Source organism: Pseudomonas sp. CG7 (assembly GCF_023701885.1).
In the GTDB taxonomy this organism is placed as follows: domain Bacteria; phylum Pseudomonadota; class Gammaproteobacteria; order Pseudomonadales; family Pseudomonadaceae; genus Aquipseudomonas; species Aquipseudomonas zanjanensis.
The window spans coordinates 25,722-39,137 of sequence record NZ_JABAEE010000049.1; the positions used below are offsets into that span (position 1 = coordinate 25,722).

The window sequence follows — 13,416 nt, forward strand, 5'->3', positions numbered from 1 at the left end:
CCCGCTGGGTCGCGAAGCGGCCCCCATAATTCGTCCCTCACCTCAATGCGTGGGCTGACGACCTTGGGGCTGCTGCGCAGCCCAGCGGGAGCAAGCTCCCTCGCCACGGGTTCATCCCCTTTCGAATCTCTGATGATCCCTGTGGGAGCGAGCTTGCTCGCGATAGCGGCGGATCAGCAACATTTTTGCTGGCTGACACACCGCAATCGCGAGCAGGCTCGCTCCCACAGGTTTGTGCATTTTTCCAGAACCTGGGGGATTACTGGATATCTTCAGGCTTGACGATCACCCAGTTCTTGTCCGCCGTCACTGGCAACCCTTCCTTGGCTTGGGCCGCGGCGTGCTTGGCCATCATGCCGTTGATCTGGGTCATGTACTTGTCCTTGCGGTTGACCCACAGATGAATCCCGCCCTTGGCCACGTCCACATCGTGGAACAACATGTAGCCGTCACTGGTCGGTGTGTCACCCGCCACCAGCACCGGTTTTTTCCATTCGTCGATGTACGTCAGGATCGCCGCGTGCTTGCCGGCCATCCAGGTTGCCGGGGTCCACAGGTACGGCGTGTACTCCAGGCCAAGGTTGGCTTTCTCGTCATATTTGCCGTTGGTGATCTGCTTGCGCGCGGTAGTCAGCTCGCCGGTCTTGCGGTCCTTGAGCAGCGTGGTCACGCCGATCACGTTCTGCGGCTTGAGGTTGTAGCCGTATTTCGGGTCCGCGGCGACCATGCGCACCAATTCTTCGGAAGCAGCGGTCATGACATAGACCTCGATGCCGTTTTCCATCAGCTTGTTGTACAGCTCGGCCTGGCCGGTGAAGATCTTCGGTGGATTGACGTTGTACTGGACCACCTTGTCGCCATCGTAATAAGTGGTCGGCACCGGCTTGCCGGACGCCATCAGCTCATCGACATAGCCCTTGAGTTCCTTGAGCGTGAAGCCCGAGAACACCTGGGCCACCCACGGGTAACAGACCATGTCGTCCACTTCGCACAAACGGTAGTAATAGCTGAACAGGCTTTCCTTATGGTCGGCCGTGTCCTTGAACGGCATCAGCTTCAAGGACGGGTCGAGGGTTTCCCGGGTGATGAGGCCCTTGTTCTCCATGAACGGCAGCAACGATTCCTCAAGGTCATAGCGGTAACTGGTGTTGTCCATGTCGAACACCGCGTAGTTACCCTTGTTGGCGTTGGCGGCGATCATCGCGTCCAAGGCCTTGGCCTGCTCCGCTGGCCAGTGCTTGAGTTCGGTGGCAAGTGCCTGGCCGACGAGGCCAAGACTCAAGGCGACAGCGAGAAAACGAGGTGCGAGCTTCATCGGCATTTCTCCCGGGATCAAAGAACTCGACGCTAACAAATGCGTATGACAGTCCTCGCCCAGCCGCGACCGCTTGCGTCCTGATCACGCCAGCGACATACCCGCAAACGCCAAGTCCTTATTCCATAAACGACAATCAACATGCCTTTTTAGTATTAAATCATTAGATATCAGGCTGTTAGGCTTCCCGGCTCACAGTCGCGGCTTCGGGCGACTGGCCCGTCTTATCGGAGTCTCTTTTGATGAATCTGCCGCTGATCCTCCACCTGCTGGTGTTCCTCGCCTTGCTGTTCGGCCTGGCGCAAACCCGTCACCGCACCTGGAGCCTGGCCAAGAAAGTGCTGCTGGCGCTGGTGCTGGGCGTGATGTTCGGTATCGCCCTGCACACGATTTATGGCACCGGCAATCCGGTGCTCAAGGCCTCTATCGGCTGGTTCGACCTGGTGGGCAACGGTTACGTGCAGTTGCTGCAGATGATCGTGATCCCACTGGTCTTCGCCTCAATCCTCAGCGCCGTGGCCCGCCTGCATAACGCCTCGTCCCTGGGCAAGATCAGCTTCCTGACCATTGGCACGCTGCTGTTCACCACCGCCATCGCCGCGCTGATCGGCATCGGCCTGACCAACCTGTTCGGCCTCACCGCCGAAGGCCTGGTGGCCGGAACCCAGGAGCTGGCGCGCCTGCAAGTGATCCAGAGCGACTACGCCGGCAAGGTCGCCGACCTGAACATCCCGCAACTGCTGCTTTCGTTCATTCCGCAGAACCCCTTTGCCGACCTGGCGCGGGCCAAGCCGACGTCGATCATCAGCGTGGTGATCTTCGCCGCGTTCCTCGGCGTCGCGGCGTTGCAGTTGCTCAAGGATGACGTGGAGAAAGGCCAGAAAGTGATCAACGCGATCGACACCCTGCAAAGCTGGGTGACGCGCCTGGTGCGCCTGGTGATGAAGCTGACGCCATACGGTGTGCTGGCGCTGATGACCAAAGTCGTGGCCGGTTCCAACCTGCAGGACATCATCAAGCTCGGCAGCTTCGTCGTGGTGTCGTACCTGGGGCTGGGCCTGATGTTCGTGGTCCATGGCCTACTGGTGTCCGCTGCCGGCATCAACCCATTGCGCTTCTTCCGCAAGATCTGGCCAGTGTTGACCTTCGCTTTCACCAGCCGCTCCAGCGCGGCCACTATCCCGTTGAGCATCGAAGCCCAGACCAGCCGCCTCGGCATTCCCCGGGCGATTGCCAGCTTCAGCGCCTCGTTCGGCGCCACCATCGGCCAGAACGGTTGTGCCGGCCTTTACCCGGCCATGCTGGCGGTGATGGTCGCACCGACCGTAGGCATCAACCCGCTGGACCCGGTCTGGATCGCGACACTGGTGGCGATCGTGACGTTAAGTTCGGCCGGGGTGGCCGGGGTCGGTGGCGGCGCGACGTTCGCCGCGCTGATCGTGCTACCGGCCATGGGCTTGCCGGTGTCGCTGGTGGCCTTGCTGATTTCCGTCGAGCCCTTGATCGACATGGGCCGTACGGCGTTGAACGTCAGCGGCTCGATCACCGCCGGGGCGATCACCAGCCAGGTGATGCAGCAGACGGACAAGGCATTGCTTGATGCCCAGGAGCATGGGGAGTTGGTGCACGCTTGATGGGTGGCGCCTGATGGATAGCTATTGCGAGCAAGCTCGCTCCCACAGGGATCGGCAGTGATCACAGATTCTGTGTTCGCCAGAAATCCATTGTGGGAGCGAGCTTGCTCGCGATGCTTTTAACGCTTTTCCCACACCTCAAAGCTGTAGGCCGGCTTGTCGCCTTCAGCCGGGTTCGGCTGGTTCGAGACCCGCTGCCACTGGCTCGAATCGAACTCAGGAAACCACGCATCTCCCTCAGGGCTCAGCGCCACGCGGGTCAGGTACAGCCGATCCGCCTGCTCCAGGGCCTGGGCATAGAGCTGGGCGCCGCCGATCAACATCAATTCGTCGACACCCTGCTCCAGCGCCCAGGCCTCGGCCCGCGCCACGGCTGCTTCCAAGGTGGAAAACACCTCGGCACCTTCCAGCACCAGAGCCGGCTGGCGACTGACGACGATGTTCAGCCGCCCCGGCAGCGGTCGACCGAGGGAATCCCAGGTCTTGCGCCCCATGATGATCGGCTTGCCCAAGGTGGTGGCCTTGAAGTATTTGAAATCCCCCGGCAGGTGCCAGGGCATGCTGTTGTCGACGCCGATCACACGGTTTTCACCGAGGGCTGCGATCAGGCTTAGGGGGAGAGTTTTGTTCATGGCCGCGAGGATACCAGAGGCCCGGCGTACCCCGACAGGCATCACAGCGGTTATGCTCAACCCTCATTCGAGCAACGGAAGCCCCCGTGACAGTACTGCAGAACCTCTGGTTGACCGAGACGATCCGCCTGCGTGAAGAGCACGCCGGCCCGCTCCAAGACCAGGAAGCCAATCGCCTGGCCCGTGCGTCAGGCGGCGATCTATCCGCCCGCATCCATCAGCGCGCCCGTTGGCTGGCCGAGCGCGATGGCCTCACGCAAGCCCTGCGCCATTGGCTGCAAGGGGCGCGCCTGGCGCTGATCGCCTTGGCGCTGCTCGCCGTCATCAGCGGCGCCGGCCTCGGGTTGGCCGCCCTCGGTGACGGCCAGGCACCGGTCAATGTGTTCTGGGCCTTGGGCAGCCTGTTGGGGTTGAATCTGGTGCTGCTCATCGCTTGGGCCATGGGCCTGGTCTTTGCCGGTGAGCAAGGTGCCGCACTGGGACGCCTGTGGCTGTGGCTCAGCGAAAAACTCGCCCGCGACGCCAAGGCCGCCCAACTGGCGCCAGCCCTGCTGCTGTTGTTGCAACGGCACAAACTCAATCGCTGGGCCCTCGGTGTGTTGGTCAATGGCCTGTGGCTGCTGGCGATGCTCAGCGCGCTGGTCATTGTCCTGCTGCTGATGGCGACCCGGCGTTATGGCTTCGTCTGGGAAACCACCCTGCTGGGCAGCGAAACCTTCGTCGCCATGACCCAGGCCCTCGGCACGCTGCCGGCACTGCTGGGCTTCAGCGTGCCGACCGAGGACATGATCCGCGCCAGTGGCGACGCCGCGCTGAACATCGAAAGCGCCCGCCAGGCCTGGGCCGCCTGGCTGGTCGGCGTGCTGCTGGCCTATGGCGTGCTGCCGCGCCTGGGCCTGGCGTTGCTGTGCCTATGGCGCTGGCGACGCGGTCGCGCCACGCTGCGCCTGGACTTGAACCTGCCCGGCTACGCACAGCTACGTGAGCGCTTAATGCCCAGCAGCGAACGCCTGGGCGTCAACGACGCCGCTCCCGCGCATTTGCATCGAGTCGAAAGTGCCGTCAGTGCGATGGACAGCGACGGCGCGCTGTTGGTGGCGATCGAACTGGATGATCGGCCCTGGCCGCCCAAGCTGCCCGAGACCGTGAAGAGCGCCGGCATCCTCGACAGCCGCGAGTCACGCCACAAACTCCTCGAACAGCTGTCGCGTTTTCCGCCGGCACGCCTGGCGATTGCCTGCGACCCACGTCGCTCGCCGGACCGTGGCAGCCTGGCGCTGATCGCCGAGCTGGCCCGCAGCGCCAGCGCCACCCGCGTCTGGCTGTTGCAGGCGCCGCCCGGCGAAGCGCTGGACGCCGAGCGCCTGGGCGACTGGCACACCGCGCTGCAACAGCTGCAGTTGCCCTTTGCCGATTGCATGCCCTTGAACTGGCTGGAGAGCGGTCATGACTGACCCCGTGAAGCCGCTGAAACTGGCCGTGGTCGGCCACACCAACGTGGGCAAGACCTCGTTGCTGCGGACCTTGACCCGCGACGTCGGCTTCGGCGAGGTGTCCCACCGCCCAAGCACCACCCGGCATGTCGAAGGTGCGCGCCTGTCGGTGGACGGTGAAGCGTTGCTGGAGCTGTACGACACGCCGGGCCTGGAAGACGCCATCGCCCTGCTCGATTACCTCGAGCGCCTGGAGCGTCCTGGCGAACGCCTCGACGGCCCGGCGCGCCTGGCTCGCTTCCTCGAGGGTAGCGAGGCGCGACAACGCTTCGAACAGGAAGCCAAGGTGCTGCGGCAATTGCTCGCCAGCGACGCCGGTTTGTATGTGATCGATGCCCGGGAACCGGTGCTGGCCAAGTACCGCGATGAATTGGAAGTCCTCGCCAGTTGTGGCAAACCGCTGCTGCCGGTGCTGAATTTCGTCAGCAGCGCCCAGCATCGCGAACCCGACTGGCGCGAAGCCCTGGCGCGATTGGGGTTGCACGCCCTGGTACGCTTTGACAGCGTCGCCCCGCCCGAGGACGGCGAGCGACGCCTGTATGAAAGCCTCGCGTTGTTGCTGGAAAGCGCCCGTGGGCAACTGGAGCGACTGGTCGCCGACCAACAGGCCCAACGCCTGGCCCGCCAGCAGAGCGCGGCGCGCTTGATCGCCGAACTGCTGATCGACTGCGCCGCCTGCCGACGCAGCGTCGCCAGCGATACCGAACTGGAACGCCAGGCCATTGGCGAGTTGCGCAACGCGGTGCGTCAACGCGAACAGCGTTGTGTCGAAGCCCTGCTCAAGCTCTACGCGTTCCGCCCCCAGGACGCCGCCGCCAGCGACCTGCCGCTGCTCGACGGGCGCTGGGGCGATGACCTGTTCACCCCCGAAACCCTCAAGCAACTGGGTGTACGCGTCGGCGGCGGGATCGCGGCGGGCGCGGCGGCCGGTGCCGGGGTGGACTTGCTGGTAGGTGGCCTGACCCTAGGCGCCGCCGCCCTGGCTGGGGCGATTGTCGGCGGCACCCTGCAAACCGCCCGCAGCTACGGCAACCGGCTGATGGGCAAACTCAAGGGGCAACGGGAGCTGACGGTCGACGACAGCGTGCTGCGCCTGCTGGCCCTGCGCCAAGGACAGTTGCTGCAAGCCCTCAACCTGCGCGGCCACGCGGCGCTGGACAGCATCCGCATCGCCACGCCCCAGGACAAGACCTGGCGAGAGGGCAAGCTGCCCGAAGCCCTGAACAAGGCCCGGGCGCATCCGCAATGGTCATCCCTCAATCCCCAGCCGCGGTTGAGCCAGGCGGAGCGGCAGGAGCAGATCGAGCAGTTGGCCGCGCAGCTCTGAGCGACACAAGGTCTGGCCAAGTACCCTTTGGCAGTACACAAAACTGTTTGGTCCGGGGACATGGTTAACACCTGTGGCGAGGGAGCTTGCTCCCGCTGGGCTGCGAAGCGGCCCCAAAATGCCGGAACGCGATTGGCCTGACACACCGGGGTGTCAGGTTTCAGGACCGCTTCGCAGCCCAGCGGGAGCAAGCTCCCTCGCCACAAAAGCAATCAACGCCTGGGCAATCAGTCGTTGCTCAAGGCCTTCAGGGCCGCCGCCGCTTCAGGCAACTCCAACTCATTGAACACCCGCACGCCATGGCGCTTGAGCAACGCCGCCGTCACCCCTTCGCCGCTGACTTTCACACCGCTGAACGTCCCGTCATAGGTCAGCAGGTTGCCGCACGACGGGCTGTTGGCCTTGAGCACCGCGATGCGGATGCCATGTACTCGCACCTGTTCCAGCGCTTGATACGCGCCTGACAGAAATTGCGCGCTCACATCTTCGCCATCGGTGGTGATCACCGCGGCCTGACCGTCAAGCACTTGCCCGCCCTGCCCCCCAGGAATCTCCGCTGCCGCACGCGGGGTGGGCAAGCCGCCAGCGACTTCCGGGCACAGCGGTACGACCCGGCCTTGATCAAGCCACTGCTGGAGTTGATCGAACGGCCCGCTGGCACCGCCGTCGTAGCGCACGCGATGGCCGAGCAGGCAGCGGCTGACCAGGATCTTTTCCATATTCAGAACAACTCGTTGCCGCGACGGCGGAACCAACCGGTCAAGGACAGGCGATCCCGGGTGGCCGGTAGCACTTCGTGGGGGATGTCTCCCGACAGGAACACTACCAGGCAACCGCCGATGGGCACCACGTCACGCTCCACGCCGTCCTCCAGGTACATGCGCAACTGGCCGCCGTGTTCCGGCAACCAATCGTCGTTGAGATAAAGCACCGCCGACACCATCCGCCGGTCGTCGTCGCGAAAGCGGTCGACATGCTTGAGGTAGAACGCGCCGGGTGGATACAGGGCAAAGTGACTTTCGAAGTCTTCCAGGCCCAGGAACAACCCGCGATTCATCGCCTCTCGCAGGCTGTCCATCAGCGTCAGGTATTGGTCGCAGGCTTGCGCCTGGCCAGGTTCGATCCACTGGATGCGATCACCCCGGATCCCTTCGCGAATCTCCGAGAAGGGCCCGCGTCCGACCGCCGCCGGGGCCAGCTCACCCTCGGCGGCACGCTGGCGGCATTCGGCCGCCAGGGTGCGGGTGAGCGCGTCCGGCAGGAAGAGGTTCTGCTGCGACCAGCCGCGCTCGGCCAGGTCGTCGACGATACGTAACAGCAGCGGGTGATCAGAAGGTATTTGCATGGCGCGCATAGTATGCCGGCGCCTGCAAAACCGACAGCGCCACGCAGCGGTTCGCTGCGTCGGTTCTTTACCTCCAAGAGCACCGCCGTACGAACTTGATACGAATTCTCGACAAGATCCCACACCCCACGGAGAATAGTCGGCTGCTGACAGGAGTCCCTATGCGCCGTTTGCTTTTCTCACTGTTGATGTTCTGCGTTTTGCCCGCCTGGGCAGACAGCTACGACCAGTTGTACAAGGTCGCCGGCTGGCCGGAACAGCGGGCGCATTTCAACGATGCCTTGAGCGCCGCCCAGCAACGCTACCAGAGCAGCCTGCCGCCGGCGGTGTTCCAGGCGCTGGTCAACAACAGCAATCAACGTTTCGCCCCCCAGGCCATGGACCAGCGGGCCGAGGCGCAAATACGCAGCAAGCTTCGCGACCCGAACCCGGCCCTGGCCTTTTTCCAGTCGCCCCTGGGCCGCAAGGTCGTGGCGGCCGAATTGCTGGCGACCCGGCGCGACCAATTGGCAAAAAACGCCAAGGGCCTGCCGAAGATGCAAGCCAGCGACAACCGCCTGTTGATCATCGGCCACCTGGCCCAGGCCCTCCCCGCCCGCGAAGCCGGCGCCGAAGTCAGCCTGGCGATCGCCGGCGTGGCGGCCGACAGCCTGAGTTCGATGATCCCGGGACTCTTGGGTGCCGGCCAGGCCCAGGGCATGCTCAACGGCCAGCGCCAGCGACTGATGGAACAGATTGGCTCGGACCTGAACAACACGCTGCTGTACGTCTACCGTGACCTGACGGATACCGAGCTGGAAGAATTCGCCACCTTCGCCGAATCGACCGAGGGCCAGGCTTATTATCAGGCGGCCCTGGCGGCGATTCGGGCAGGGTTGGCGGTGGGGCAGGATCTCGGGCAGTAGATAGATCTTCAGCGCCGGCTATACCGCTTTCGCGAGCAAGCCCGCTCCCACAGGGGTTTGCGACGGTCGTAGAACCTAAGTTCACTCAAGACCCTGTGGGAGCGGGCTTGCTCGCGAAGGCAATTAATCAGTCACCGCCTGACTCTGCTCATCCGCTTCGTCAAGAACCCAAACATCTCCTGCCGCATCGCCAGCGCCTCGTTCGCCAAGTGATGCCGCCCCTCAGGCAACATCAACACCTGCGGCCGGTCGAACTTGCTGCGCAGCACGTTCAGGTTGTGCACCCAGTCCACCGTCATGTCCGCCTGCCCCTGCACGATCAAGGGCTGGCGCGGGCTGCTCGGGGCGGCTTCGATACGCTTGATCCATTGCCCCAATGCCCCCACCCAGGCGGTGGGCAGGCGCAGCGGTTGCAACGGGTCGGCTTGCAAGAAAGGCAGGAACTGCGGGTCGGTGGAGTTCTCGCTGAAACGCCGGGCGATGCCGGTCACGAAGGGCTTGAGCAGGTAATAACTCAGGCGCGACCAGCCCCAGGCCCGCGGCCGCACCAGGGGCGACAGCAGGATGACCTGACCCTGGGCCGGGCTCTGCGCGCCGTGGTTGAGCACATGATCGACCACGATGGCGCCGCCAGTGCTTTGCCCACACAAGTGCCAGGGATGCGGCAGGTCCAGCGTCGCGGCCTCGGCCAACAGGCCCTGCAAGGTGGCCTGGTACTCGGCGAAATCCCCGATGCTGGCGCGTTCGCCGCTGGACAGGCCGTGGCCCGGCAAGTCGCAAGCAATCACCGCGAATTGCTGCTCCAGAGCCCACTCGATCAAGTGCCGGTACAGCCCCATGTGATCGTAGTAACCGTGGAACACAAACAACGTCGCCACGGCTTTTTCCGGCCACCAGACCTGGCTGACCACTTCATACCCGCCCACCTCGAAGCGCCCTAATCCCTTGCGCACACTGCGCTGGGGGAAATCCAGCCCATAGAACCGCTGGTAGGCCTGGGCCTGCTCGGACAGGGCTTGCCACTGGGCCAACGGTTGCAGGCTGGCACGCAGGTGATCGGGATCGAAAGTGGCAGGCATCAAGATTTCCAGGCATGGGCGCAGCGCGCGAAACAGACTTTACAGGCCTGCGATATTCATCTGTCGCGGCAAGCATGGCAAGCTACGCGGCTTCAGAGGATCGACTCCATGCGCCCGCCCCACCGCACGACCTTGCTTGCCAGCCTGCTCGCCCTCGGATGCGCCGTCGTATTGTGGGTGGCCTACGACTGGTTCCAGGGCCGTTTCCTGCGGGCCTTCAGCCAACACACCGCGATATTTTCCGGCGACCCTCTGCGCCTGCCCGCCGACCTGGCCGGCCCCGGCGCGATCCGCCTGGTGCATTTCTGGGACCCGGCGTGCCCGTGCAACGTCGGCAATCAGCAGCACCTTTCCGAACTGGTGGATAAATACGTACCGCAAGGCGTCGAGTTCTATGCGGTACAAAAGCCCGGCAGCCAGGGTCAGTTACCGGCCACCCTGAACAACCTCAAGCCGCTCCCAAGCCTGCCCGGCTCCAGCCAGATCCCCGCCAGCCCGGCCGTGGCGATCTGGGATCGCAGCGGCCAGCTCGCGTATTTCGGCCCCTACAGCGAAGGCCTGACCTGTAATTCGAGCAACAGCTTCATCGAGCCGATTCTTGAAGCGTTGAGCAGCGGTCGGGCGGTCAATGCGACGCATACGATGGCGGTGGGTTGTTATTGTCCATGGTCAATGTCGAAATGAAGAACGGCTGAAAAAAGCCGAATCAAACTTCATGTCACATAAGGAAGAAAAAAATAGCCAGCCACATTGACTACAAAAAAAGAAACCCCCGTGGTAGCCAACAATATTAAATTAAACTTCTGCACCGACACACCATAGGCTTGCGCAAAGATAAAGGTATTTTTTGGAGAAGGCATTGCCGATATCAGTATCAGTGCGAACAACAGCAAGCCAGACAGTCCAAAAATGTACTGCCCCACCACGAAAGAAATCGCGGGATGCAAAAAATTTTTTATAAACACACCCAGCACTATCTCATTACAGTCGCTTCTCATGGTTGACGTTACGCGACCAGCAAAGAACGAAGCACCCAATGCTATTAGTGCAATAGGCGCCGCGGTATCAGCAATCATATCCATGCTCTCGATGATAAAAAAATCTGTATCGATCATGTGCGAGAGCTTAATTTGCGAAATGAGCGACCCCGTCAGCGCGGAAATGATCAATGGATTTTTGAACACGACCAGCAGGGCTTTCTTTAGAAATGCGCTCAAAGATCCAATTTGCGAAAAAGAGGAAATCTCCATGACAAATACCGCAATGCTAGTAAGAACAACGGACTGAAAAATAATTATTGGCACAACCAAAGCCGAATCACCCAACAGCAATATGAAGATAGGCACTGCCAAAAAAGCAGTATTGGTTTGCCCAACAGCAATAAAATTTAAACCCACCTCCACCAGACTTTTCCTCAGGCAAACTTTATACACGATATAAATCATGATCCACAATACAAAGATACCCAAACCATACGCCTGGACATAAGCATCTACATTGACGTCTGGCGTGTAGTCGGACCTCAGCGTCGTCAAAAAAATCTCTACGGGGAGCGCAACATAAAAAACATAGTCACTCAGTACTTCATCAGCACCGCGACGCACGAGACCAGCAAACGAAAGCAAACAACCTAACAATATCAAAACAAATATTGACAACGTTGAGCTCAGCGACAACATCAACATAAGTAGTCCACCCTGCCGTTCAGCAACAGCCAAACGAACGAACACACCCAAAAGCCATCATTCTTCCGATAACTTACAAAGCAATAGACGCGACAAGATCATGCTTGTGCGAAACACCTAAAAGTTTTCCCTTGTGGTCAACGACCAAAATTGCAGACACCTCAATACCTATACAGTCTGCAATCAGCTCGCTCTCATGCACGCATCTTAAATTAACCTCCATAACATCCGAAATTTTAAGACCAGCAACACTATCATTCCCCTTGAACACTCGAACCATATCTCCATCTGTAAACACTCCCAAAGGCCGAGAGAAGGTATCTACCACGACGACAAATCCAAGGCGCTTATTCGCCATATAACTAACCGCATCCAAGAACAATGTATCAGGCGATAGCGCAGGGACTTTATCCCCCCTCACCATCACGTCACGAACTTTCACCGTCAGCACCTTGCCTAGATTTCCGGCGGGATGATTCCTTGAGAACTCTTCCTTCGTGAAGCGCTTGATTTTCATCAGCACCATAGCAATGGCATCTCCGACACCTAATGTGGCGCTAGAACTCACGGTTGGCGCAAGATTATACGGACAGGCTTCCCTATCAACTTTCAACGCCACATGCGCATTTGTTTTACATGCCAATTCCGAGTTTGAAAAATTTGTCAACGCTACGGTATTCACACCCAGATCATGAAGATATGGAAGCAGAGACAAAACCTCCTCACTTCTACCGCTATAGGATATTAGTACTGCGAGGTCATGCGCCGTAATCATGCCCAAGTCCCCATGCTTAGCCTCGGATGGGTGTATAAAAAAGCTCGGTGTCCCCGTAGATGCTAGACTTGCCGCAATTTTCTTACCGACATGGCCACTTTTTCCAACACCAAAAATCACCACGTGTCCCTTGCAGGCCAATATAAGTCGAACCACATCGACAAAACCGTTACCCTCCAACTCATCGGAAAGTTTTATCAATGCCCGACCCTCACTGATTAACACCTCTCTCCCCAAGGTTAGTAGATGCCTGTCAGACCCCATTTCTGACAACGATTTATCATTCATGGATTCTTATCTCCTTACGGTCGACATTTGGATCATTGACCAACAGTGCGCCATCCCTGTAATGACTTCTTCGATAAAATGTCACGAAAAGACTATTTCTCTCATAAGAAACACTGGGATGGTGTGTAGCGCCATGCCAGCTATCGTCTGATCTCAAAAAAGCAAACGCTACATTAGGCTCATAAGGAATTCTTCTGAATTCTTCAAAGCCGCCTTCACTTTTTACAAACAGACCAAGCCCTGATTCTTTATAATCCGCACTTTCTGGCAAATACCATCCAAATGTCATTGCCTTTTCAACAATATCCGTATGCGGAGGCAAATCAAAACCGGCAAAATCTTTATACAAATGCGGATAAGGTGTCACATCAAGATCAGAGCCAAACTTTCCCAGCAAAAGACGCTTGAATGGTTCACTGCAAAGAAGCTCAACAACATCAATAGCAACTTTGGACCTCGAAAAAACCTTACCAAGATCAATCGAAATTCCTTCTAGAGACAAAGGCAATTCAAAACGCGTCGAACTCCCATTTTTCAAGGTGCTTTTATGCATCAACGGCTTGTATAAATCCAACGCTGGCAAGCTGGAGATAAACTCCCTGTACAACTCTGCTGGAACAAAGTCCTTTACTTCAAAAAAACTGAACGGATCACTCACCAGTTCTGCGCCTGTTACTTTTTGAGAAACATACTCCATGAGTCCGGACACACCCACCTCCATACGGCTTTTTCGAGATCCATCTCAACCTGAATGAAACATTTAACCACCCGTATCTTTTATAGGCTTCGCCCTCACACCCAGCAACGGAATTCTTGTAGTTAAATTCCCAAAACATCGAAGGAAGCTTCTTACACTCAATTTGTTTTAGTAGGAATCAAGTCGCGGGCCGGGTTATTATTTTTTCAAGATCAATGCCCTACGCTGTTTATCGATACCC

At 59.4% G+C, this 13,416-nt stretch carries 13 protein-coding genes; 5 read left to right on the plus strand and 8 right to left on the minus strand.

The features are described 5' to 3' along the window. Nucleotides 1-259: 259 nt before the first annotated feature. Nucleotides 260-1,315, minus strand: a complete 1,056-nt coding sequence (locus HGO40_RS19450) for an HAD family hydrolase (RefSeq protein ID WP_250964341.1) — start codon at nucleotides 1,313-1,315, stop codon at nucleotides 260-262. Between the two features lie 242 nt (nucleotides 1,316-1,557). On the opposite strand from HGO40_RS19450, the gene HGO40_RS19455 reads away from it, so the two are divergent. After that, nucleotides 1,558-2,949 (plus strand): L-cystine transporter, encoded by a 1,392-nt coding sequence (locus HGO40_RS19455; RefSeq protein WP_250964342.1) that lies wholly within the window; start codon nucleotides 1,558-1,560, stop codon nucleotides 2,947-2,949. A gap of 119 nt (nucleotides 2,950-3,068) precedes the next feature. On the opposite strand, the gene HGO40_RS19460 is transcribed toward HGO40_RS19455, so the two are convergent. Continuing rightward, nucleotides 3,069-3,581: a dihydrofolate reductase gene (locus HGO40_RS19460; protein WP_250964343.1), complete on the minus strand. Its 513-nt coding sequence runs from the start codon at nucleotides 3,579-3,581 to the stop codon at nucleotides 3,069-3,071. An 86-nt stretch (nucleotides 3,582-3,667) separates the two neighbouring features. Here HGO40_RS19460 and HGO40_RS19465 point away from each other — a divergent pair, with 86 nt between their 5' ends. Beyond that, complete coding sequence (locus HGO40_RS19465; RefSeq protein WP_250964344.1) at nucleotides 3,668-5,035, plus strand: DUF2868 domain-containing protein; 1,368 nt, start codon at nucleotides 3,668-3,670, stop codon at nucleotides 5,033-5,035. Further along, nucleotides 5,028-6,401: a GTPase/DUF3482 domain-containing protein gene (locus HGO40_RS19470; protein WP_250964345.1), complete on the plus strand. Its 1,374-nt coding sequence runs from the start codon at nucleotides 5,028-5,030 to the stop codon at nucleotides 6,399-6,401. The genes HGO40_RS19465 and HGO40_RS19470 overlap by 8 nt, the downstream gene beginning before the upstream one ends. Nucleotides 6,402-6,628: 227 nt before the next feature. On the opposite strand, the gene HGO40_RS19475 is transcribed toward HGO40_RS19470, so the two are convergent. Together HGO40_RS19475 and HGO40_RS19480 are read right to left on the minus strand one after the other, a co-directional pair. After that, a complete protein-coding gene (locus HGO40_RS19475; RefSeq protein WP_250964346.1) occupies nucleotides 6,629-7,120 on the minus strand; it encodes a 2-thiouracil desulfurase family protein in 492 nt (163 codons plus the stop codon). A 2-nt stretch (nucleotides 7,121-7,122) separates the two neighbouring features. Next, on the minus strand, nucleotides 7,123-7,755 hold the full coding sequence (locus HGO40_RS19480) for a 2OG-Fe(II) oxygenase (RefSeq protein WP_250964347.1): 633 nt from the start codon (nucleotides 7,753-7,755) through the stop codon (nucleotides 7,123-7,125). 152 nt (nucleotides 7,756-7,907) lie between these two features. On the opposite strand from HGO40_RS19480, the gene HGO40_RS19485 reads away from it, so the two are divergent. Then, the gene (locus tag HGO40_RS19485) at nucleotides 7,908-8,651 is read left to right on the plus strand and encodes a DUF2059 domain-containing protein (protein ID WP_250964348.1); all 744 of its coding nucleotides are present in this window, start codon (nucleotides 7,908-7,910) and stop codon (nucleotides 8,649-8,651) included. 131 nt (nucleotides 8,652-8,782) lie between these two features. On the opposite strand, the gene bipL is transcribed toward HGO40_RS19485, so the two are convergent. Next, nucleotides 8,783-9,730, minus strand: a complete 948-nt coding sequence (bipL, locus tag HGO40_RS19490; protein ID WP_250964349.1) for a phospholipase BipL — start codon at nucleotides 9,728-9,730, stop codon at nucleotides 8,783-8,785. Between the two features lie 108 nt (nucleotides 9,731-9,838). On the opposite strand from bipL, the gene HGO40_RS19495 reads away from it, so the two are divergent. After that, nucleotides 9,839-10,414: a DUF6436 domain-containing protein gene (locus HGO40_RS19495; RefSeq protein ID WP_250964350.1), complete on the plus strand. Its 576-nt coding sequence runs from the start codon at nucleotides 9,839-9,841 to the stop codon at nucleotides 10,412-10,414. Nucleotides 10,415-10,443: 29 nt separating this feature from the next. Here HGO40_RS19495 and HGO40_RS19500 read toward each other — a convergent pair whose 3' ends face one another. Genes HGO40_RS19500 through HGO40_RS19510 form a run of 3 tightly spaced genes read right to left on the minus strand, consistent with a single transcriptional unit; the run spans nucleotide 10,444 to nucleotide 13,187 of the window. After that, nucleotides 10,444-11,460, minus strand: coding sequence for an AEC family transporter (locus tag HGO40_RS19500; RefSeq protein WP_250964351.1), 1,017 nt, complete (start codon nucleotides 11,458-11,460; stop codon nucleotides 10,444-10,446). Nucleotides 11,461-11,488: 28 nt separating this feature from the next. Further along, a complete protein-coding gene (locus tag HGO40_RS19505; RefSeq protein ID WP_250964352.1) occupies nucleotides 11,489-12,478 on the minus strand; it encodes a KpsF/GutQ family sugar-phosphate isomerase in 990 nt (329 codons plus the stop codon). Continuing rightward, nucleotides 12,471-13,187: a hypothetical protein gene (locus tag HGO40_RS19510; RefSeq protein ID WP_250964353.1), complete on the minus strand. Its 717-nt coding sequence runs from the start codon at nucleotides 13,185-13,187 to the stop codon at nucleotides 12,471-12,473. The genes HGO40_RS19505 and HGO40_RS19510 overlap by 8 nt, the downstream gene beginning before the upstream one ends. Between the last annotated feature and the right edge of the window lie 229 nt (nucleotides 13,188-13,416).